At 64.3% G+C, this 19322-nt stretch carries 19 protein-coding genes; 8 read left to right on the forward strand and 11 right to left on the reverse strand.

Annotated features, from left to right (window positions below):
* Positions 1-47: 47 nt before the first annotated feature.
* From JQ591_RS09885 to JQ591_RS09895, 3 genes are read right to left on the reverse strand one after another with little or no spacing between them, the layout of a single operon-like run.
* Entirely contained in the window at positions 48-1697 is a 1650-nt protein-coding gene (locus JQ591_RS09885) for an acyl-CoA synthetase (protein WP_211395819.1), read from the reverse strand.
* A 23-nt stretch (positions 1698-1720) separates the two neighbouring features.
* Complete coding sequence (locus tag JQ591_RS09890; protein WP_211395820.1) at positions 1721-3610, reverse strand: TRAP transporter large permease; 1890 nt, start codon at positions 3608-3610, stop codon at positions 1721-1723.
* A 15-nt stretch (positions 3611-3625) separates the two neighbouring features.
* The gene (locus JQ591_RS09895) at positions 3626-4645 is read right to left on the reverse strand and encodes a TRAP transporter substrate-binding protein (RefSeq protein ID WP_211395821.1); all 1020 of its coding nucleotides are present in this window, start codon (positions 4643-4645) and stop codon (positions 3626-3628) included.
* A gap of 423 nt (positions 4646-5068) precedes the next feature.
* On the opposite strand from JQ591_RS09895, the gene JQ591_RS09900 reads away from it, so the two are divergent.
* From JQ591_RS09900 to JQ591_RS09930, 7 genes are all read left to right on the forward strand, one after another.
* Positions 5069-6265, forward strand: coding sequence for a M24 family metallopeptidase (locus tag JQ591_RS09900; protein WP_211395822.1), 1197 nt, complete (start codon positions 5069-5071; stop codon positions 6263-6265).
* Between the two features lie 105 nt (positions 6266-6370).
* Positions 6371-7234: a transglutaminase family protein gene (locus tag JQ591_RS09905; RefSeq protein ID WP_211395823.1), complete on the forward strand. Its 864-nt coding sequence runs from the start codon at positions 6371-6373 to the stop codon at positions 7232-7234.
* Between the two features lie 245 nt (positions 7235-7479).
* Entirely contained in the window at positions 7480-7542 is a 63-nt protein-coding gene (locus JQ591_RS35735) for a BA14K family protein (protein WP_433995202.1), read from the forward strand.
* 130 nt (positions 7543-7672) lie between these two features.
* Complete coding sequence (locus tag JQ591_RS09915) at positions 7673-9430, forward strand: ABC transporter ATP-binding protein/permease (protein ID WP_211395825.1); 1758 nt, start codon at positions 7673-7675, stop codon at positions 9428-9430.
* Between the two features lie 159 nt (positions 9431-9589).
* Complete coding sequence (locus JQ591_RS09920; protein WP_211395826.1) at positions 9590-9736, forward strand: hypothetical protein; 147 nt, start codon at positions 9590-9592, stop codon at positions 9734-9736.
* Between the two features lie 116 nt (positions 9737-9852).
* Complete coding sequence (locus JQ591_RS09925) at positions 9853-10017, forward strand: DUF3309 family protein (RefSeq protein ID WP_211395827.1); 165 nt, start codon at positions 9853-9855, stop codon at positions 10015-10017.
* A 100-nt stretch (positions 10018-10117) separates the two neighbouring features.
* Positions 10118-10747: an exopolysaccharide biosynthesis protein gene (locus tag JQ591_RS09930; RefSeq protein ID WP_211395828.1), complete on the forward strand. Its 630-nt coding sequence runs from the start codon at positions 10118-10120 to the stop codon at positions 10745-10747.
* A gap of 90 nt (positions 10748-10837) precedes the next feature.
* Here JQ591_RS09930 and JQ591_RS09935 read toward each other — a convergent pair whose 3' ends face one another.
* From JQ591_RS09935 to fsrB, 3 genes are all read right to left on the reverse strand, one after another.
* Positions 10838-11665 (reverse strand): hypothetical protein, encoded by an 828-nt coding sequence (locus tag JQ591_RS09935; protein WP_211395829.1) that lies wholly within the window; start codon positions 11663-11665, stop codon positions 10838-10840.
* 72 nt (positions 11666-11737) lie between these two features.
* Positions 11738-11956, reverse strand: coding sequence for a DUF6894 family protein (locus tag JQ591_RS09940; protein WP_211396421.1), 219 nt, complete (start codon positions 11954-11956; stop codon positions 11738-11740).
* A 197-nt stretch (positions 11957-12153) separates the two neighbouring features.
* A complete protein-coding gene (gene fsrB / locus JQ591_RS09945; RefSeq protein WP_211395830.1) occupies positions 12154-13443 on the reverse strand; it encodes a siderophore utilization protein FsrB in 1290 nt (429 codons plus the stop codon).
* Positions 13444-13674: 231 nt separating this feature from the next.
* Here fsrB and JQ591_RS09950 point away from each other — a divergent pair, with 231 nt between their 5' ends.
* On the forward strand, positions 13675-14067 hold the full coding sequence (locus tag JQ591_RS09950) for a cupin domain-containing protein (RefSeq protein WP_211395831.1): 393 nt from the start codon (positions 13675-13677) through the stop codon (positions 14065-14067).
* A gap of 33 nt (positions 14068-14100) precedes the next feature.
* Here the strand turns inward: JQ591_RS09950 and JQ591_RS09955 are convergent, their stop codons facing one another.
* The 5 genes from JQ591_RS09955 to JQ591_RS09975 all read right to left on the reverse strand — a co-directional run bounded on the left by JQ591_RS09955 (position 14101) and on the right by JQ591_RS09975 (position 19322).
* Positions 14101-14766 carry a methionine ABC transporter permease gene (locus JQ591_RS09955; protein ID WP_211395832.1) on the reverse strand — a complete coding sequence of 222 codons (666 nt, stop codon included), beginning with the start codon at positions 14764-14766 and terminating at the stop codon, positions 14101-14103.
* A complete protein-coding gene (locus JQ591_RS09960; protein ID WP_211395833.1) occupies positions 14756-15907 on the reverse strand; it encodes a methionine ABC transporter ATP-binding protein in 1152 nt (383 codons plus the stop codon). The genes JQ591_RS09955 and JQ591_RS09960 overlap by 11 nt, the downstream gene beginning before the upstream one ends.
* Positions 15908-16138: 231 nt before the next feature.
* Positions 16139-17611, reverse strand: coding sequence for a DASS family sodium-coupled anion symporter (locus JQ591_RS09965; RefSeq protein ID WP_211395834.1), 1473 nt, complete (start codon positions 17609-17611; stop codon positions 16139-16141).
* A gap of 114 nt (positions 17612-17725) precedes the next feature.
* A complete protein-coding gene (locus JQ591_RS09970; RefSeq protein ID WP_211395835.1) occupies positions 17726-18532 on the reverse strand; it encodes an enoyl-CoA hydratase/isomerase family protein in 807 nt (268 codons plus the stop codon).
* A 31-nt stretch (positions 18533-18563) separates the two neighbouring features.
* Complete coding sequence (locus tag JQ591_RS09975) at positions 18564-19322, reverse strand: hypothetical protein (protein ID WP_211395836.1); 759 nt, start codon at positions 19320-19322, stop codon at positions 18564-18566.

Raw genomic sequence — 19322 nt, forward strand, 5'->3', positions numbered from 1 at the left:
CAACGACTTCGCGGCGACATCCAACCGCCGCGGAGGTCGAGCCAAGCTTAGGCCGAGATCGCCTTCGCCGATCCCGCTTCGTTGCGCAGCAGGAATTTCTGGATCTTTCCCGTCGACGTTTTCGGGATCGGCCCGAACACGACGGCCTTCGGCGTCTTGAAGCCGCTCATATGCGAGCGGCAGAAGGCGATGATATCGGCTTCGCTCGCGCTCGCGCCGTCCTTCAGCTCGACGAAGGCGCAGGGCACTTCGCCCCATTTCGGATCGGGCTTTGCGACCACGGCGGCGAACAGCACCGCCGGGTGCTTGTAGAGGATGTCCTCGACCTCGACGGAGGAAATATTCTCGCCGCCGGAAATGATGATGTCCTTGGAGCGATCCTTGATGATGACGTAGCCGTGCGCGTCGAGCACGCCGAGGTCGCCGGTGTGAAACCAGCCGCCCTCGAAGGCTTCCTTCGTCGCCTTGTCGTTCTTGAGGTAGCCCTTCATCACGATGTTGCCGCGGAACATGACCTCGCCGATGGTCTCGCCGTCGCGCGGCACTTGCTTCATGGTCTGCGGATCGATGACGGTGACGCCTTCCTCGAGCGGGTAGGGCACGCCCTGCCGCCGCTTCAGGCTGGCGCGCTCGGCTGCGGGCAGATCGTCCCAACCGGGCTGCTCGGCGCAGACGGAGGCGGGGCCGTAGACCTCGGTCAGGCCGTAGACGTGCGTCAGCTTGATCCCAATGCTCTCGGCGCCTTCGAGCACCGCGACGGGCGGCGCGGCACCGGCGATCAGGCCGACGACGCGGCGCGCGGCACCGCCCTTCGGAGCATCGGGCGCGTTGATCAGCGTGTTGTAGACGATCGGCGCGCCGCACATGTGGGTGACGCCGTGCTGCTTGATCAGCTCGAAGATCTTCGTCGGCTCGACCTTGCGCAGGCAGACATTGACGCCGCTCGCGGCCGCGATGGTCCAGGGGAAGCACCAGCCGTTGCAATGGAACATCGGCAGCGTCCAGAGATAGACCGGATGCTGGCCGAGATTGCCGGCGAGGATATTGCTGACCGCATTCAGATAGGCGCCGCGATGATGGGTGACGACGCCCTTGGGATTTCCCGTGGTGCCCGAGGTGTAGCTCAGCGCGATCGCGTCCCATTCGTCGCCGGGCGGGATCGCCGCGAAGTTCGGATCGCCTTGCGCGACGGCAGCCTCATACTCGATCTCGCCGATGCGCCTGCCGCCCTTGAATGCGGCGTCGTCGACGTCGATCACGAGCGGCTTCGGTCCGGTCATCTGGGCGAGCGCATCGGTGATCACCTCCGAAAATTCCGGATCGACCAGGATGATCCTGGCGCCGCCATGGCCGAGCTGAAATGCGATCGAAGGCGCATCGAGCCGGATGTTCAGTGCGTTGAGCACGGCACCCGTCATGGGGACGGCGAAATGCACCTCGTTCATCGCCGGAATGTTCGGCAGCATCGCCGCGACGGTGTCACCGACGCCGATGCCCTTGCCGGCAAGATACGAAGCAAAGCGCCTGCAGCGCTCATGCGTCTCGCGCCAGGTGAAGCTGCGCCCCTCGTAGACCGTGCTGACGTGATCGGGATAGACCGCGGCACTGCGCGCGAGGAAGCTCAACGGACTGAGCGGCACGTAGTTGGCGGGCGTCTTCTCGAGGCCGATATTGTACTGGTTCTGCCGCTCGCTCATCGACACCTCCCTCACGCGCCGGCTTACAGGAATCCGATCGAGATCCACGGAAAGACAGCGACGACGATCAATCCCGCCAACAGCGCCAGCAAATAGCCCCAGATCGGCCTGATGCCTTCGGCCGGATCGACGCGTCCGATGGCGCAGGCGGCATAATAGCCGACGCCGAAGGGCGGGGCGAATAGCCCGATACCCATGGCGAGAATGATCACCATGGCATAGTGGACCTCGTGCACGCCGACGGCTCGCGCGATCGGAAACAGCAGCGGCCCGAACAGCACGATCGCCGGGATGCCCTCCAGCACGCTGCCGAGGATGGTGAAGGCCAGAATCGAGACGGCGATGAAGGTCGCCGCGCCACCCGGCAATCCGGTCATGGCCGACGCCAGCGAGCGCGAGAAGCCGGACTGGGTCAGGCCCCAGGCCATGCCGGTGGCCGTGCCGATGATCAGCAGGATCGCGCCCGACAGCGCGGCGGTCTCGACCAGCATCGGAAACAGCCGCCGCCAGTCGAAGCGGCGGTAGACGAGGAGGCCGACCAGGGCGCCATAGACGATGCCGATGGTGGAGACTTCGGTGGCGGTCGCGATGCCTTCGACCACCGCGTAGCGGATCACGAAGGGCAGCGCGAGCGCGGGCAGGGCGATGATGAAGGTCTTGCCGATCTCGCCACCTGTGGCGCGGCGGACATGGCTCATGTCCTCGTGGCGGTAGCGCCACCACACCAGCATGCACAGCGTGATCGCGAGCACCACGCCGGGCAACAGGCCGCCGGTGAACAGCGCGGCGATCGAGACGCCGGTGACCGATCCGATCGTGATCAGCACGAGGCTCGGCGGAATGGTCTCGGTCTGCGCGCCGGTGGCCGCAAGAAGCGCGACGAGGTCGCCGGGCTTGGCGCCACGCTGCTTCATCTCCGGGAACAGCACGGGCGCGACCGCCGCCATGTCGGCGGCCTTGGCGCCGGAGATGCCGGAGACCAGATACATGGCGCCGACAAGGACGTAATGCAGCCCGCCGCGGACGTGGCCAAGCAGGCTCGCCAGGAACGCCACCATGGCCCGTGCCATACCGGTCATTTCAATCAGGAGCCCCAGGAACACGAACAGCGGCACCGAGAGCAGGATGAGGTGGCTCATGCCCTCGTCCATCCGCCCGACCAGCACCATGACCGGCGTGCGTGTGGTCAGCGCCAGATAGCCGAAGATGGCGAGCCCGAAGCCGAACGCGATGGGAACGCCGGCAAAGACGCAGAAGCCGGCGACGCCGACGAAGAAGATGACGAGGTTGAGGTTGCCGAGCGGCCGCAGATAAGGCTGTGCCAGCCAGAACAAGCCGACGACGACAGCAACAGTCACCACGGCCGTCAGCACCATGCGGTAGTCGGCTGCGCGCAGCAGCCGCAACAGCGCGAACGCCGCCATCAGGCAGATACCGGCCGGGAGTGCCGCGGCGCGCCACATGTTGGAGATCTGGAGCGCCGGCGTGGTGATGAAGCTTTCCTCGTAGGCGTAGTCGCAGGACGGCCAGACGATCAGCGCCAGGAAGCTCAGCGCCGCGCAGGTCGCCACCAGATCGAGCCAGGCCCGCGTTGCCGGCCTGGCGCTGGCGACGACCGCGGTCATGCGCATGTGCTCGGATCGGCGGAACGCGACCGCCGCGCCCAGCATGGCGAGCCACAGGAACAGGATCGAGGCGAGCTCGTCCGACCAGATCAGCGGCCGGTGCAGGCCGTAGCGCGCGACCACGCCGGCAAACAGGATCACGATCTCGGCGACGACCAGGATCGCCGCCGGGATTTCGACGAGAAGGCCGAGTGCGCGCTCCGTTGAGGCCAGCAACGAAGGTCGGCGAGGGGACCGAACAGTCGCCTCGCCCACCACTTCGGTCACCTGAACCTCGACATGAGCCATGACGGCCCCAACGCGTTACGACAGCTTGCCGACCGCCTTCTCCAGCAGGTCCCAGGCCTGATCGCCATATTTGCCCTTCCACTCGGCATAGAAGCCGGCGGTCCGCAGCTTGTCGCGGAACGGCGCGACCGTCGGTTGGTTGAAGGTCAGGCCCTTGCCCGCGAGTTCCTGCTGGAGGTTGGCATTGAGCTTGGCGGTGTCCTCACGTTCCTTGACCGCGGCGGCATTGATGTTCTTGGCGACGACGGCGCGCACATCCTCCGGCAGGCTGCTCCAGGCTTTGCGGTTGGCCAGGAACCAGAAGCCGTCCCACATGTGGTTGGTCAGCGAGCAGTACTTCTGCACCTCATAGAGCTTGGCGGTCGAGATGATCGCCAGCGGGTTCTCCTGACCCTCGACGATCTTGGTCTGGAGCGCGGAATAGACCTCGCTGAAATTGATCGAGGCTGGCGCTGCGTCGAACGCCTTGAACATCGAGGTCCACAGCGGCGACACCGGCACGCGGATCTTGAAGCCCTTGAGGTCGTCAGGACCGGTGATCGGCTTGGACGAGGACGTGGTCTGGCGGAAGCCGTTGTCCCAGATCTTGTCCATGACCTCGAGGCCGGCCTTCTTGATCTCGCCGCGGACATGGGCACCGAGATCGCCGTCCATGGCCTTCCAGACCGTATCGTAGTCCGGGAACGCGAAGCCGATGCCGTTGATGGAGGCCGCCGGCACCAGGGTCGACAGGATCAGCCCCGACAGCGTGAAGAACTCGACGCCGCCGGAGCGGATCTGGCTCAGCATGTCGGTGTCGGACCCGAGCTGGTTATTCGGGAAGATCTGGAGGTCGAACTTGCCGTTGGTCTCGGCCTTGATCGCCGCGGCCATTTCCTTGGCACGCACGTTCAGCGGATGGGTGTCCGGCAGGTTGTTGGCGTATTTGTAGGAGAACTCGGCGCTCTGGGCGCGGGCCACATGGGGCGCACTGAGGCCGCCCAGGACCGCGGTCGCGGCGGAGGCCTTGAGAAGCGTGCGGCGGGAAAAGCTCATGGGTCTGCTTCCTCGGAAAGTTTGTTGTTGTTCTGAGATGCAAACCTATACGGACGGAAGGTCAGAAGGTCATCTGCGATCTCGCGAAGCTTCGCTTATTGCAGTCAGACATCGTCACGGCAATATCGGCTTTCGGAGGCAAGGGCCGTAGCCGTCGGGAGCCGGGACAACGTGCGACGGCCGGATCGAAAACGGACGACGAGCGAAGGCGCTGTGGTAGGAATTCCCGCTAAATAACTGATCTGATTGTATATAAATATATTCCATAATATACCTTATGCGAATCATGGATATGGCTGTGCAGATCAGGCCAGAGAAATCCGCACCTACCCAGAACCCCTCTCTCGGCTCACACTTGCCGTCAACAAGCCCCGGGCAAACCGACGCAGCGGTTGGTGCCACGGCAGCATTGGGAGGTTTGTCATGCAGGAGAACGTCGGCCGCGCAGACCGCTCGCGCGCCATTCCATTCGACGCCGCCAAGCTCGACCGTCTGATGGAGGCCGCCGGCCTCGACGTCCTGGTCGCGACCTCCAAGCACAATGTGCAGTACCTGCTGGGTGCCGAGCGCGCGATCTTCTTCGACTACATGGATGCGCTCGGCGTCAGCCGCTATCTGCCGGTCCTGGTCTATCCCAAGGGCGCGCCCGGCAAAGCGGTCTATGTCGGGCATCGGCTGGAGACCCATCAGCGCGGCGTTGCGCCGCCATGGGTGGCGCAGGTCCGGACCGAGTCCAACGGCTCGGTCGATGCGATCACGCGGGCCGTAAGCCTGATCCGCGACGCCGGCGTGCCCCTGAAGCGGGTCGGGGTCGAGATGGCGTTCCTGCCGATGGACGCGGGCCGGGCGCTCAGTGACGCCCTGCCCGGCGCCGAGCTCAAGGACGCGCTGCTGGTGCTGGAGCGGCTGCGCGCGGTGAAGTCGGCGGACGAGCTTGCAAAACTCAAGACCGCGTCCGAGCTGGTGATCGCCTCGATGCTTGAGGTGATCGCCGGGCACGGGCCGGGCACGACCAAGCAGCAATTGTCGGACGCCTTGCGGATCGCCGAAGCCAACCGCGGGCTGACCTTCGAGTACTGCCTGCTCGCCTGCGGCAACAGCCACAATCGGGCGCCGTCGGCGCAGCGCTGGGAGCAAGGAGACGTGCTGTCGCTCGATTCCGGCGGCAATTATCACGGCTATATCGGCGACCTCGCGCGTATGGCCGTGCTCGGTGACCCCGACGCCGAGTTGAAGGACTGTCTGGCCGAGATCGAGGCGGTCCAGCGCGCCGCCTTCGCCGCGGTCCGGCCCGGCGCCATGGGCGGCGACATCTACGTCGCGGCGGAGCGGCAGCTTGCCCAGATCACCCAGCGCGACTGCACGGAGTTTTTGGCCCACGGCATGGGCCTGGTCAGCCACGAGGCCCCTCGCCTGACTGCCAAAGGTCCGATCCCCTACGACGACACGGATGCGCGGCTTCCGCTCGAGCCCGGCATGGTGGTGTCGATCGAGACCACGATGAAGCATCCGAAGCGCGGGTTTATCAAGCTGGAGGATACGGTTGCAGTGACGGCGACGGGCTACGAGATTTTTGGCGAAGGCGGCCGCGGCTGGAATCTCGGAGGCGGCGCGCTTTAGCGCAGCGATCGCCTGGATCGAAATTTGCATAGGTAGGTTCAGCACGGCCCGAGAGGACCACCGATCAGGGTCCTGATCCGACGCTGCCGTCGATTGGAGCTTTCGTTGATGAAGCTGAAGGTTCTTCACACGACAACCTATCGATTCAACGAACATGTGCGTCTGTCGCCTCACCGCTTGATGCTTCGTCCGCGCGAAAGCCGCGAACTTCGTTTGATTTCGAGCAACGTCACGGTGACGCCGCATGCGGCCTTGACCTGGGCGCACGATGTGTTCGGCAATGCAATCGCGATCGCCACGTTTCAGACGACAGCCTCCAATCTGGTGATCGCCAGCGTCGCGGAGCTTCAGCTCGACGCGGTTGCATGGCCGGTGTTCGATATCGCTGTCTCGGCCATGTCTTACCCATTTCGCTATTCTGACGACGATTGGACCGATCTCGGCGCCCTGGCCCTCCCCCAGTTCCCGGACCCGGCGGGGGTCCTGCGAAATTGGGCAGGAATGTTCGTTCGAGGAACTCGGACTGACACGCTGTCGCTCCTAAAGGACCTCAGCGTTGGTGTCTCCGAAGCTGTGCGGTATCAGAGCCGCGAGGATGAAGGCACTCAAACGCCGATAGAAACCCTGAATCGTGGCTGGGGGTCATGCCGCGATTTCGCGGTATTGTTCACCGAAGCGGCACGCATGCTCGGGTTCGGAGCCAGAATCGTCTCCGGCTACCTTTTCAATCCGGAACAACAGAGCGTCGGATCGAGCGGTGCGGGATCAACCCATGCGTGGGCGGAGGTCTTCGTACCGGGAGCCGGCTGGATCACCTTCGACCCGACGAATCGTAGCCTTGGCGGCTTCAATCTGATCCCGGTCGCGGTCGCGCGCGATATCCGGCAGACGATCCCGGTGTCCGGCAGTTTCGTCGGTAGCACCGGAGCCTTCGCCGGGATGTTCGTAGAAGTTCTTGTCACGTCTTAGAGCTATCGCCAATTGATCCCCGCCAGCGGCAACAGCCGTTGAAGGATCGGCTCTCGCTCGGGCGCAATGAGTCGCTTCGCAAACGTCTCCGATGAGCAAAATCAAGTCCGTCCGATTGAGGCTCGCACGTTGCGCTGGATCAATTCGCGTAAGCATTGCCGGATCACTATGACGCGTTCTTTCCGAAGGCGCCGGCTGCACTGAAGACGGCCGTGCCACCCGAAAACGCACTTGGGATTGCTGTCATGAACAACCCGTATTCCGGCAGATATCTCGGCTACGACGGTCGGCGACATCCCTGCCCGTGAGGATGGCATGCCGCAGGCCGCCCGTCCTCTAATACCTATCATGCCGGACGCGGCGGCCAGACCCCCTCTCGCGGACGCACGCATCAAGGCTGCGCCAACGCACGATTTCAATCTTGCCCGGGACATGGGCGTGTTCGCGCGTATACGTGCCGAAGGCGGACGGCGCGTGATCGCGATCTTCGTGGCCTCGACGGTCGTCACCATTGCCAACATGTTTGGACAAGTCCAACTCAACGATTGGAACGGCCGGTTCTTCGACGCCGTCGGCCGCAAGGACCTGTCGGGCTTCGTTCACGATCTCCAGACGTTCGTCGTCATCATCGCTATTTTGTTGGCGCTCACGGTCGCAAACACCTTTCTCCAGGAGCGTCTGAAGTTTCGACTGCGCGAATGGATCACCCGTCACCTCCTGGCCGAGTGGCTCAAGCCGTTGCGCGTCTATCAGCTCGGCTTTGCCGGCGAGTATGGTTACAACCCGGACCAGCGCATCCAGGAGGATACGCGCCTTTTGGGCGACTACACCGCCGACCTCGGCTGCGGTATCGTCTATTCCCTGCTTCAGCTCATAGCTTTCGTCGGCATGCTTTGGACTCTCTCGGAGCAAGTCACGTTCCAGGTCGCGGGCTACGACATCGCCATTCCCGGCTACATGGTCTGGTGCGCGCTCGCTTATGCCTCGATCGGCTCCTGCCTGACCTGGATCGTGGGGCGGCCGCTGATTGCCCTGAACGGCGAGCGATATGCACGTGAGGCGGAATTCCGTTTCGCGCTGGTTCGGGTCAACGAGTCCGGCGAGAGCATCGCGCTGCATGGCGGGGAAAATGACGAACGGCGGCATCTCGAGGTCGCGCTCGCGGCTGTCGTGGACACGATGCGGCGGATATCCTCCTCGCTCGCTCACCTGACCTGGATCACGTCGGGCATTGGCTGGCTGTCGTTGGTCGTTCCGATCCTGGTGGCCGCACCGGCTTATTTCGGCGGCAAGCTGACGCTGGGCGGCCTGATCATGGTGGCGGGCGCGTTCACCCAGGTACAATTGGCGCTGCGATGGTTCGTCGATAATTTTTCACGGCTCGCCGACTGGCGTGCAGCGGTCCACCGGGTCGCACGGTTTCGCGAGGCCCTCGACAACCTGCCTGCGATCGAACAGGGCGCGGAGGAAATCAAGCGCGCGCTGCACCCGGAGGGGCATCTCGCTTTCGAGGGCGTGCGCATCCTCCTGCCGGATGGGCATATCGTCATCGATGATGCGACCGTCAGCATCACTCCCGGCGAGCGGGTGCTGATAGTTGGCGACACCGGACGAGGAAAATCGACCCTGTTTCGCGCGGTGGCGGGCCTCTGGCCGTGGGGGTCCGGGGTCATCCTCACGCCTGCGCCAGGCGCCATGGCGTTCCTGCCGCAGCGTCCTTACCTGCCGCTGGGCACGCTGCGAAACGCCCTGAGCTATCCGAGCCCGCCCGACGCCTTCGTCGATGCGGATGTGCGACAAGCCCTGGAGCGGTGCGATCTCGGCGGTCTCATTCCCAAGCTCGACATCACTGAGCGCTGGGACAAGGAGCTTTCGCTTGGCGAACAGGAGCGCCTCGCTTTTGTGCGGCTTCTCCTGCACAAGCCGGGGTGGGTCTTTCTCGACGAGGCGACAGCCGCGCTCGACGAAGACAGCCAGCGCCGCGTCATGCGCCTGTTTGATGACGAGCTGAAGCAGACCACCGTGTTGAGCATTGGTCACCGGCCGGATCTTGCCGTCTACCACACCCGAACGCTCCAGCTCGTTCATGGACGTGACGGTGACCGCCTCAAGCTCAAACCGCCCCCTGCTCCACCTCCGCCTCGGCGCTGGCTGCAACGGCTCGACGACTGGCTGCTGACGATCCGAACACGGTGAGGGTGTCGTTTCGAACCGCCTCCATCTTTGATGTAAGTCAACTAGGCTTCGCCGACCTCGTCACAAGATCATCAGGAACTTGCTTGGGATCGGCCGCCGGCGAACCTTGATCGGGGCAATGGCATCAAAGCGAAGCACGTAAACTGGGATTCCCGGACAATGTCTCGCAACATACTCTATCTCGTCACCGGCGCGCTCGCCGTCGTGGTGGCGGTCCTGGGTTATCAAGTCTACCGGGAACGACAGAAAACCACTGGCGTCGAGATCAGCATCGGCGAGCGCGGCGTTTCAATCGAGAAGAAGTAGCACGGCTCTTTCCCGGTGACGCCGCTCGCAGTCGTCGCCGTATGCATGACAATCGCGCACGAAGCTCGGACGACCGAAGACCCAATATCCACAAGGTCCACCAAGGGAGTCAGACAATGTCGATCGGACTTATCCTCATCATTATCCTGGTCATCTTCCTGCTTGGCGGTTTCAGCGGCCGCTTTGGCGGTTACGGCTACGGCTTTGGCCACGGCGGGATGGGTGTCATCGGTACCATCCTGGTCATCCTCGTCGTGTTGCTGCTGCTGGGTCGGCTCTGATCCCGTCGGGATCGGCCGCATCGATCGGGCGCAATTCCAGGTATCCTTCAGCAGCGGACCGGGTCCCAACGAGCCCGACCATGCACGACCGGAGATCGGGATGCGCCAGCCGAAGCTGACAACACCCGCCGATGAAGCGGGGCTTGTGCCCGCTTCGGTCCTGCTGCAGCGTCTGCACGACGAAGCGCCGGCGGGTCACTTTACCTTGGGCTGGCTGATGGGCCGTCTGCACAAGCGCTCCTTCGGCCTCATCATGTTGCTGCTCGCTGTGGTCGCTATTGCACCGGGCGTCTCGATCGTCGCGGGCCTGCTGCTCATGATCCCCGCATTCGAGATGATCGTGGGCCAGAACATGCCGGTGTTCCCGCGTCGCATCGCCGTCCGTCCACTGCCGACGCGGCACCTTGCCGCGCTGGTGCAGCGAGCTGTGCCCGTGCTGAGGTATCTTGAGAGAGTCATTCGTCCGCGCTGGCCGACTCCGCTTGATGCGACCAAGCGTCTTGTCGGCGCCGTCGTTGTGCTGCTGAACATCACCCTGCTCTTCACGCCGATCCCTCTGAGCAACGTCGTCCCCGCGCTCGTGATCGCCCTGATCTCGCTGGCCTATCTTGAGGAGGACGGTCTCCTGCTCTCGATCGCGCTGTTGGCCAGCATCGTCGTGTTGGCGGTTGAGTCGACGATGGTCTGGGAGACCGTCCGAGGCGCCAAATGGATATCCGGCCTCTGGTGAGCGCCCGCCCAGCCGCGCCGTCGTGCTGGCTTCGAATGTCTCCCGACGCGCAAGAGCCTTGGCTGGGCGACGTGTCGCGGCGCCGCGAAACTAACGCACCAGCAGCAAGTCCAGCTGGCTCTGCGCCTTCTTGACGGCCGCCGCGAACCAGCTCTGGCCTGGCGCCGCCTTGGCGAAGCAGTCTGTGAAGGCGGTCATGGCATTGTCTTCGCGGGTTATGTCGCCGCGCGGGTCCTTCTTGTCGATCGGCTTTGCCATCATCTGCTTCCAGACCTTCTCGCAGGCCGGGATCTCGGCCGTCTTCACGGCGTCGGTGACGGCGAGAAAGAAGACCTTCTCGCCCTGGATCGCGACGACGTCGATTTCATGCGGCGGTCCCTTCAGATCGCCATTGCCACGTACGCCGAGCACGGCGACCGCGGCGCTCGCCCCCGCGGGCTTGGTGATCGGCAGCTCGGCATATTTGGCGAAGGCGGAGTCCTGGATCGCTTGATAGTAGAAGCGGTCCGACTTGAACGCGGCGCCGAGCTCCTGCGGCATCCCGTCCCCGTCGTGCTCGCGCAGCCAGTGCTTGAGCAGCGTGGTGGTGGTCACCACGGCTTGCATCTTGTCGCCCTCGGAGGCGAAGCCGAGCCCGTCGAGATGGCCGAAGCCGGAATCGCCCTTGAAGAGTGTGTCGGCGTTCGACTGGCCGTCTGCCGGCAGCCCCTTGATCGTGACCGGCCCCACCAGGCCGCGCAGCACATTTGTCAGCTCCTTCAGAGCCGCATCGTGCTGCTTGCTGGTCTCTTCGCTCTCCGCAGCCTTCGAGAACTTTGCGATGTAGCGATCGCGCAGGTCGAGATAGTGCTGCTCGGGCGTGGCCGCATTTGCGCTCGTGGCCAGGACAAGCAGGCAGAGGAAGGCAAGGCACTTCATGGCGATCCCACGACGCAAGAGCTGTCTTCAGTCTTTGTGCCTCTGTTTCGCGGGAAGGTTCATTCGCGATGGTCAGCTGTTCTTCGAATAGACCGGTTCGCGATGAACCTCCCGACCGTTCTCATCGATGACGACGATCCGGAGATCTGGATGTCCTCCCGGCCGCTTCGCGCGAACGTCTTCCGCCAAGCTCTTGCTGTGGGCAATGGCAGCGCCATCGCTTCCAAATTCCAGACCTGACTTGTCCCGAGCCGGAACGCCATCCTTCATGTCGAAATAGTAGGTGCGCAGCATCAGTATCCTCTCGCGTCCATCTGTCCTGGCGTGCTTGGCCAACCTATCGGAGAGGAAAGCAAACAGGGGCCATCAGCCCTGGGGAACGCAAATCGAGTTAAACACCCCGTGAAGCTAGCGAAGGTTCCCATGGGCGGATTTGATTCCGATCAAACGTGTACGCCGTGGCGTTCACCGGCGGGGGCGTGAGCGCCCTACTCCGCCGGCGTGAGCTGCCCTCTCAGGCGCGTCCCAGCCGTCTCCCGCGCGCGGACGCGGGCGCGGCGCTTGCGCCACCAGATCACGATTCCGGTGACCGAGAGTGCCGCCACCACCAGCCCCATGACCGAGATCAGGATGCGGCCGAACAGCCCGACGATGCGGCCCGAATGCAGCGGGAATTGCGCCTGCACGAAGATGTCTGCGGCGGTGCCGACCCAGGGCAGCCTTTCGCCGATCGGACGGCCGTCCTCGCTGTCGTAATAGAGCTGCGCCGGGCCGACGCCGCCGGCACCGTGATCGTCGCCCGGATGGAAGAAGGCGGCGGCATAGACACCGTGGGCCGGGCCGTAATTGATCGAGCCGACCGGGACGGTCCACCCTCGCCCCTTGCCGTCGGCCGCCGCGCGGGCGGCGATGTCGGCGAAGGTGACCTTGGGCTCGATGGGATCGTCGAGATCGCGATACGGCCGCTGCTCATAGGGCGTCGGCGTGTAGTTCGACACCATCTTCATCAGCGGCGAGAACACCTCGAAATAGAGGTTCAGCGAGAACGCCGTGAAGGCGATGATGAACAGCACGCCCCAGGTCCACAGGCTGAAGGCGCGATGGATGTCGAAATTGATCCGGTAGGCACTGCCCGAGGTCTTGATGGTCCAGGCCGGCGCCCAGCGTGCCCAGAAGCCGCGTTCGAGCTGGCGCGTGACTTGGGGCGCCCGCGCCGCCCTGGTGCGCCGCCGCGAGGGCAGCGTCAGGTAGAAGCCGACGAAGCAGTCGATGGTCCAGATGATGGCGATGATTCCGAGCAGGCGCATGCCCCAGCGGTCGCTGCCCCAGAATTCCGGGATGTGCATGGTGTAGTGCAGCTTGTAGAGGAACGAGACGAAGTTCTCTCGCGTCACCGGCCACACCGCGCCCCAATAGCGCCGGCCGAGCTCCACGCCGGTGTTGGGGTCGAGGAAGATTTGATTGTAGTCGAGCGCGTAGCGCTTGCCGGTCGCGGGATCGATCCGCGGCATGACGAAGAACCACAGCGAGTGGCCCTCCTCCGGCGTCATGAACAGGTAGACCACGCGCGCACGGGGATCGCGCTGCTCGATCATCTTCGCGAGATCGATCGAGGGAATGGCCGGGCCTTTGCTGGTGACGTCGAACAGGTGGTGATTGAGGACGTCGTCGATCTCGTGATCCCAGGAGATGATCGCCCCGGTGATGCCGGAAAAGAACAGGAATCCGGCCGTGAGCAGGCCGGCCCAGCGATGCAGCTTGCCGAATATCGCTCTCATCGAGGTTCCACAGTTGCCGGCTTCGCCGGTACGATTTTTGATGCCTCGCCCTAACTCAGGCGCTTTCCCAGTGCGATAGGAACGGCCCTAGAATCTCTCCAGACATGTGTGCAGCATGTGCGACGAAAGCGCCCGTCCATTGGAGGTGGGCGATCGGGATCAAGTGGGAAACGCCATCGGCCTGCTGTAGCGTCGGGCTCGTATCGGGATCAGGGGCGGGAGAGGATCGCAATGGCGGAGCCAGGCTTCGGTCGGTTCATGAAGGACCACAGGGAGTTTTTCAACGCGCTGGCCGACGATGGATGGCGGGCCGTCCCCGGCTATGTCGGCGTCGAGGAAAAGATCCTGTCCGGGCGCTTCGATCATCCGGAGCGGACGGGTGCCGTGACGCGGCTGTCACGCTGGGCCGCCGGTGCGTCCGTGGAGCGCCCGGTCTCGCATGATTGGTGCGAGGAAGTCTTTCTGATTTCGGGCTCGCTTTCGATCGGCACAGCGTCACAGGAAGCGCGATTGCTGGAGGCCGGCACCTACGCTGTGCGGCCGGCCCACGTCGAGCACGGGCCGTTCTTTACCCGCGACGGCTGCCTGATGATCGAGTTTCTTTACTACCCGCCGGCAGAGTAGCGGCGGCCGCCAAGAAGTCGGCAGCTTGTGCCGTCAGCGATGTCGCAGTCGGCGATTGACCCGGCGCGCGAGATAATCGCCGGCGCTCTGGACCAGCTGCACCAGCGCGATCAGCACGACGACGACGGCGAGCATCATCTCCGGCATGAAGCGCTGATAGCCGTAGCGGATGCCGAGATCGCCCAGGCCCCCGCCTCCGACAGCGCCGACCATGGCGGAATAGCCGAGCAGGCTGACCACCGCGAGCGTCAGCGCCAGCAGAAGACCCGGCAGCGCTTCGGGGATCAGCACCTTGAGCACGATCTGGATCGGCGAGGCCCCGAACGAGGATGCCGTCTCGATCAGGCCAGCATCGACTTCGCGGATCGCGGCCTCGACCAGGCGCGCGATGAACGGCGCCGATGCGATCGTCAACGGCACGATCGCGGCCGTCGATCCGATCGAGGTGCCGGCCACCAGCCGCGTGAACGGGATGATGGCGACGACCAGGATGATGAAGGGCGTGGACCGCGTCGCGTTGACGACGATGCCGAGCACGCGATTGACGACGGGCGCCGCGAACAGCTCGCCTTTCCGGCTGGTCGCGAGAAAGACGCCGAGCGGCAGGCCGAAGGCGGTGCCGATCAGCGCCGCGAGCCCGACCATGTACAGGCTCTCGCCGGTGGCCTGGACGATCAGGTTGATGAGTTCAGGCGACATAGCCGAGATGCTCCGCGGGGAATTGATATTGTGAGAGCCAGGCCAGCGTGCGCGTCGTCGCGTCCTCGCCGCTGGAAATGCCGAGAGGGATACCAAGCGTCAGCGAGCCCACATGCTGGCCGCCGATCTCGTCGATGCGGGCCGACAGCAGCGACACATCGAGACCGAGCTCGCGCGCGAGCCGCGCCACCAGCGTGTCGCCGGCCCCTGCCCCGCGCACCTGGACGCGGATCACCGCCTGTCCGCCCGCAGGCGGCTCCGAAACGATCCGGCTCGCCAGCGACACCGGCAGGCTGTCGCCGATGACCTCCGCGAGGAAGGATTGGGTGATCGGATGCTTTGGGTGGGTGAAGATGTCGGCGACATGGCCGCTTTCGACGACGTGGCCGGCGTCGAGCACCACGACGTCCCTGGCGAGCTGGCGCACCACGGACATCTCGTGGGTGATCAGGACGATGGTCACCCCGAGTTCGCGATTGATGTTCGCGAGCAGATCGAGGATCGCCCGCGTGGTCTGCGGATCGAGCGCAGAGGTCGCCTCGTCCGACAGCAGCACGCTCGGCCGCGTCGCCAAGGCCCGCGCAATGCCGACGCGCTGCTTCTGGCCGCCGGAGAGTTCTGACGGGTAGCGGTCGTGCTTGTCGGCGATGCCCACCAGCGCAAGCAGCTCGGCCACGCGCGCGCGGATGTCGGCCTTGGCCCAGCCGGCGATCTCGAGCGGCAGCGCGATGTTGTCGGCTGCCGTGCGTGAGGACAGCAGGTTGAAGTGCTGGAAGATCATGCCGATCGAGCGCTGCGCCAGCCGCAAGTCGCGGCCCGCGAGCGCCGAGATGTCGCTGTTATCAACGACGACGCGGCCCGAGGTCGGCCTCTCCAGCCCGTTGATGAGCCGGACCAGGCTCGACTTGCCGGCGCCGGAGCGACCGATGACGCCGGTGATCGAACCGCGCGGGATCGCGAAGTCGATGTTTTGCAGGGCATTGACGCCCGGCTTGCCGCGATAGGCCGGATAGGTTTTCGAAATGCCTTCGAAGCGGACCATCGCGTCAGGCGCAGTCGCGGCAGGTGATATCGCCTCAAGCGTTTCGATCGGCTGTCCGATCGCGAGCGACGGGTGGGCGTTCATGGAGGCGGCCTTCATGCACAATAGTTCCGCTTGCCCCTGGGGCATCCGGGAACCGGGTCGCATCAAGCGACGGAGAGTGAAACCACGATGAGGACTCGACTGGAGCGCGCTGCACCGCAGCACGCACCATCGCCCTTTCAGGTCTCGCTTGCAATGTCAGATATTTGCGGTGAGTTGGACGAAGTTTTCCAAATTTCTCCCCGCTGAAGAAAATTCATCTGCCGGCGTATTGGCCTCCCGCCCGGCTCAGCGAACCTGCAACCAGGGCAATACGATCAGCAGGAGCCCCGTGAAATAGAGCACCCCGAAGATCAGCCCAAAACCCCAGAACTGACCCTTGCCGATATAGCCGCTGCCGAAATACATCGGCGCCGGCCCCGTTGCGTAAGGCGAGATCACGCCCATCAGGCCGAGCGAATACATGCAGAGCATGGCGAGCGTCGTGACCGGCAGGTCGGGGATGCCGGATCCGACCGCGAGCACCACGGGCAGCACGGCGGCGGCATGCGAGGTGATGCTCGAGAAGAAATAGTGGATCCAGAAGAACAGCGCGACCAGCAGGAGCATCGCGGTCGACGGCGACAGCCCGGCGAGCGGCTTTGCATATTCGGTCGCGAACCATTTGATGAAGCCGATCTCGTTGAGGCCCGAGGCCAGCGTCAACAGCGAGGTGAAATAGAAGAACACCTCCCAGGCGCTCTTTTCGCTGACGATGTCGGCAAACTCGATCACGCCGGTCACCAGCATCAGCGAGATCACGATGAACACCACGGTGGTGGCGTTGACGAAGTTCGAGCCGAGCACGGGCACGCGGATGTCCGGGCTCGAGCCCGCGATCCACAGGAACATCGCGAGCACGATCAGCGCCAGCATGATCCACTCGTTGCGTGACATCGGGCCCATCTCCGCGAGCTCCCTTGCCGCCCATTCGGAAATTTCCGGGCTGCTCTTCACCTCGGGACGGCAGACCAGGTAGCTCAGCAGCGGAACCAGCACCATCAGGAGGAGGCCGAGCGGCGCAAAGCCCACGAACCACTGCGCCCAGCTCACATCGACCCCGACGGTCTTCTTGGCGATGGCGAGCGCCGCCGCATTGGGTGCGAGCGCGGTGAAGAACAGCGAGCTGGTGACGGCGGTCGACGCGAACGCCGTCCACATCACGTAGGTGCCGATCCTGCCGGCGGTCGGCCCCGGCTCGGAGCCATAGATGCGCGGGATGTTGCTGATGATGGGATAGACGATGCCGCCGCTGCGGGCGGTGTTGGACGGTGTCGCCGGCGCCAGCAAAAAGTCCGACATCGCCACCGCATAGCCGAGGCCGAGCGTGTTGCGGCCGAGCTTTTGCACCAGCATGAGCGCAATGCGCCGGCCAAGCTGGCTCTTGCGATAGCCGATCGAGAACACGAAGGCGCCGACGATCAGCCACACCGTGCTCTCGGCAAAGCCGGCCAGCATCCAGCGCAGCGACTTGGTCGGATCGGGATCGATATAGCCGCCGACGCCGGCAACCGTCAGCCCGATCAGGCCGACCGCGCCGACCGGCATCGATTCCAGGATGAGCCCGGTGATGACGGCCGCGAAGACGGCAAAATAGTGCCACTGATTGACGTTGAGCCCAACCGGCACCGGCCACAGATAGATCACCAGCCACACCGCGATCGGTGCGAACAGCTTCCAGCGAAACCCTTTCGCCTCAGGCGCCTGCGAGCTAGCGGTCATGGGCCCTCCCCCTCGATTGCCGTCGTGTTCTACCGGCCCGTTGACCGAGCCGCTTTTGTCCCAGCGCGGCGTATACGGATTGTCCGCGGCGCAATCAATGGCCCGAGCCGGCTTCTACCGCCCTCTGAACTTCGGTTTGCGGCGCGTCAGGAACGCCTCGACGCCCTCCTTGTGGTCCTCGCTGAGGCTTGCGAGGGCGAACTGATCGACGTCCATGTGGCTCGCGAGACTATCCAGCGCATGCGCGAGCCGGTTGACCGTGAGCTTCGTCATGGCAACGGAGAGCGGCGGCTGCGCCGCCACCTTGCGCGCAAGCTCCATCGCGGCATCGAACGCATGGCCGGGATCGACCACCTGCTCGACCAGGCCCCACTCATAGGCCTCATCCGCGCTGATGCGCTGATCGGCCAGGATCACCGCCTGCTTGGTGCGAGCCGGGCCGATCAGATGCAGCATGCGCGGAATGCTCTGCCAGCTCATGTTCATGCCGAGCCCGATCTCGGGCACGCGAAGATGGGCATCGCGTCCCATGACGCGGAAGTCGAGCGCCACGGCCAGCGCCACGCCGCCGCCGACGCAAAAGCCCTCGATGGCGGCGATCGTGATCTGCTCCCTCTCCTGCCAGGCGTGGGTCAGGCGCGGTCCGAGCTTGAGATGCCGGCGCAGCGCGCCGAGGTCCATGTCCTTGCGCGAGCGCCCTTCGGCATCCTTGAGGTCGAAGCCGGCGCTGAACGCAGCCGCGCTGCCTGTCAGCACCACGACAGAGGTTGCGGCGTCATCCTCAAAACTGCGCGCGGCGGCGGTGAGCTGGCGCAGCGCCTCCGGCGACAGCGCGTTGATGCCGTCGCCGCGGTCGAACCGCACCACCGCAATCCGCCCCTCCGGCCCGAGGCCCTTCTCGATCTTGACATAGTCGGTCAACGCAACCTCCCTGTTCTTGTTGGTCTTGCCGCTAGAGATGACCGGTGCGGCGATGCTCGGGCTGCGCCTCGGGGACGGGAAATCGGTACGTGGTCCCGATGGTGATCCAGTTGGCATTTTCGCCGGTGATGTTGTGGCCGTAAATCACGTCGACGGAGAATATCTCGTTCGGTCGGTAGCGGACACCGGTCTGGAAACGCGGCTGCACGACGCTTGCGATCTCGGCGGCGCCGGCCTGCCCGTATGCCTCGATCGTCCATTGCAGGGTGTCGGTGAATTTCCAATCGAAGCCGACGCCGTAGGTCAGGTAGTGGCGATCCGCCGTGCGGTCCCAGAGCCAGCCGCCATTGACGTTGATCCGCATGGTCTCGGACAAGCGAAAGGTTGCGGGAATGACGGCAAAGGCCGACAGCGCCTCGCCGGTCGCCGCGTCGAATGATCCGCCGCCATACGCCGACAATCCCCACCGGCCTATTCCGGTCGGGACGAAATTGGTCTTGGCTTTTGGAGCGACCGTCGTGCTCCAGTCGCCATCGCTCCGGGCCCGGATGGTCTGCAGGCTCAGCTCGATCGGCCTGAAGGGATCGACGACACAGGAGGGATTGGCGACCGCCGAAAAATCCGTGTTGGAAGCAGTCGACATCCAGCTTTCCACCTTGCAGGAGCCGACCTCGGAGATATCGGCGGCATCCACCGCATAGGCGCCATTCGCGGCGCGCGCATCCTGCGTCGCGAGTGCGATAAAAGCCGCGATTGCGGCGGTTATTCCGGTTCGTGCGACCCAGCCCAT

Source organism: Bradyrhizobium canariense, assembly GCF_018130465.1.
Taxonomy (GTDB): Bacteria; Pseudomonadota; Alphaproteobacteria; order Rhizobiales; family Xanthobacteraceae; genus Bradyrhizobium; species Bradyrhizobium canariense_C.

Excerpts from the sequence above, each read along its gene's own strand:
- JQ591_RS09955 (WP_211395832.1), bottom strand. The coding sequence starts at position 14,766 with ATGTCGCCTGAACTCATCAACCTGATCGTCCAGGCCACCGGCGAGAGC.
- JQ591_RS09890 (WP_211395820.1), bottom strand. The coding sequence starts at position 3,610 with ATGGCTCATGTCGAGGTTCAGGTGACCGAAGTGGTGGGCGAGGCGACT.
- JQ591_RS09930 (WP_211395828.1), top strand. The coding sequence starts at position 10,118 with ATGCGCCAGCCGAAGCTGACAACACCCGCCGATGAAGCGGGGCTTGTG.
- JQ591_RS09885 (WP_211395819.1), bottom strand. The coding sequence starts at position 1,697 with ATGAGCGAGCGGCAGAACCAGTACAATATCGGCCTCGAGAAGACGCCC.
- JQ591_RS09960 (WP_211395833.1), bottom strand. The coding sequence starts at position 15,907 with ATGAAGGCCGCCTCCATGAACGCCCACCCGTCGCTCGCGATCGGACAG.
- JQ591_RS09925 (WP_211395827.1), top strand. The coding sequence starts at position 9,853 with ATGTCGATCGGACTTATCCTCATCATTATCCTGGTCATCTTCCTGCTT.
- JQ591_RS09965 (WP_211395834.1), bottom strand. The coding sequence starts at position 17,611 with ATGACCGCTAGCTCGCAGGCGCCTGAGGCGAAAGGGTTTCGCTGGAAG.
- JQ591_RS09935 (WP_211395829.1), bottom strand. The coding sequence starts at position 11,665 with ATGAAGTGCCTTGCCTTCCTCTGCCTGCTTGTCCTGGCCACGAGCGCA.
- JQ591_RS09950 (WP_211395831.1), top strand. The coding sequence starts at position 13,675 with ATGGCGGAGCCAGGCTTCGGTCGGTTCATGAAGGACCACAGGGAGTTT.
- fsrB (WP_211395830.1), bottom strand. The coding sequence starts at position 13,443 with ATGAGAGCGATATTCGGCAAGCTGCATCGCTGGGCCGGCCTGCTCACG.
- JQ591_RS09895 (WP_211395821.1), bottom strand. The coding sequence starts at position 4,645 with ATGAGCTTTTCCCGCCGCACGCTTCTCAAGGCCTCCGCCGCGACCGCG.
- JQ591_RS09900 (WP_211395822.1), top strand. The coding sequence starts at position 5,069 with ATGCAGGAGAACGTCGGCCGCGCAGACCGCTCGCGCGCCATTCCATTC.
- JQ591_RS09975 (WP_211395836.1), bottom strand. The coding sequence starts at position 19,322 with ATGGGCTGGGTCGCACGAACCGGAATAACCGCCGCAATCGCGGCTTTT.
- JQ591_RS09920 (WP_211395826.1), top strand. The coding sequence starts at position 9,590 with ATGTCTCGCAACATACTCTATCTCGTCACCGGCGCGCTCGCCGTCGTG.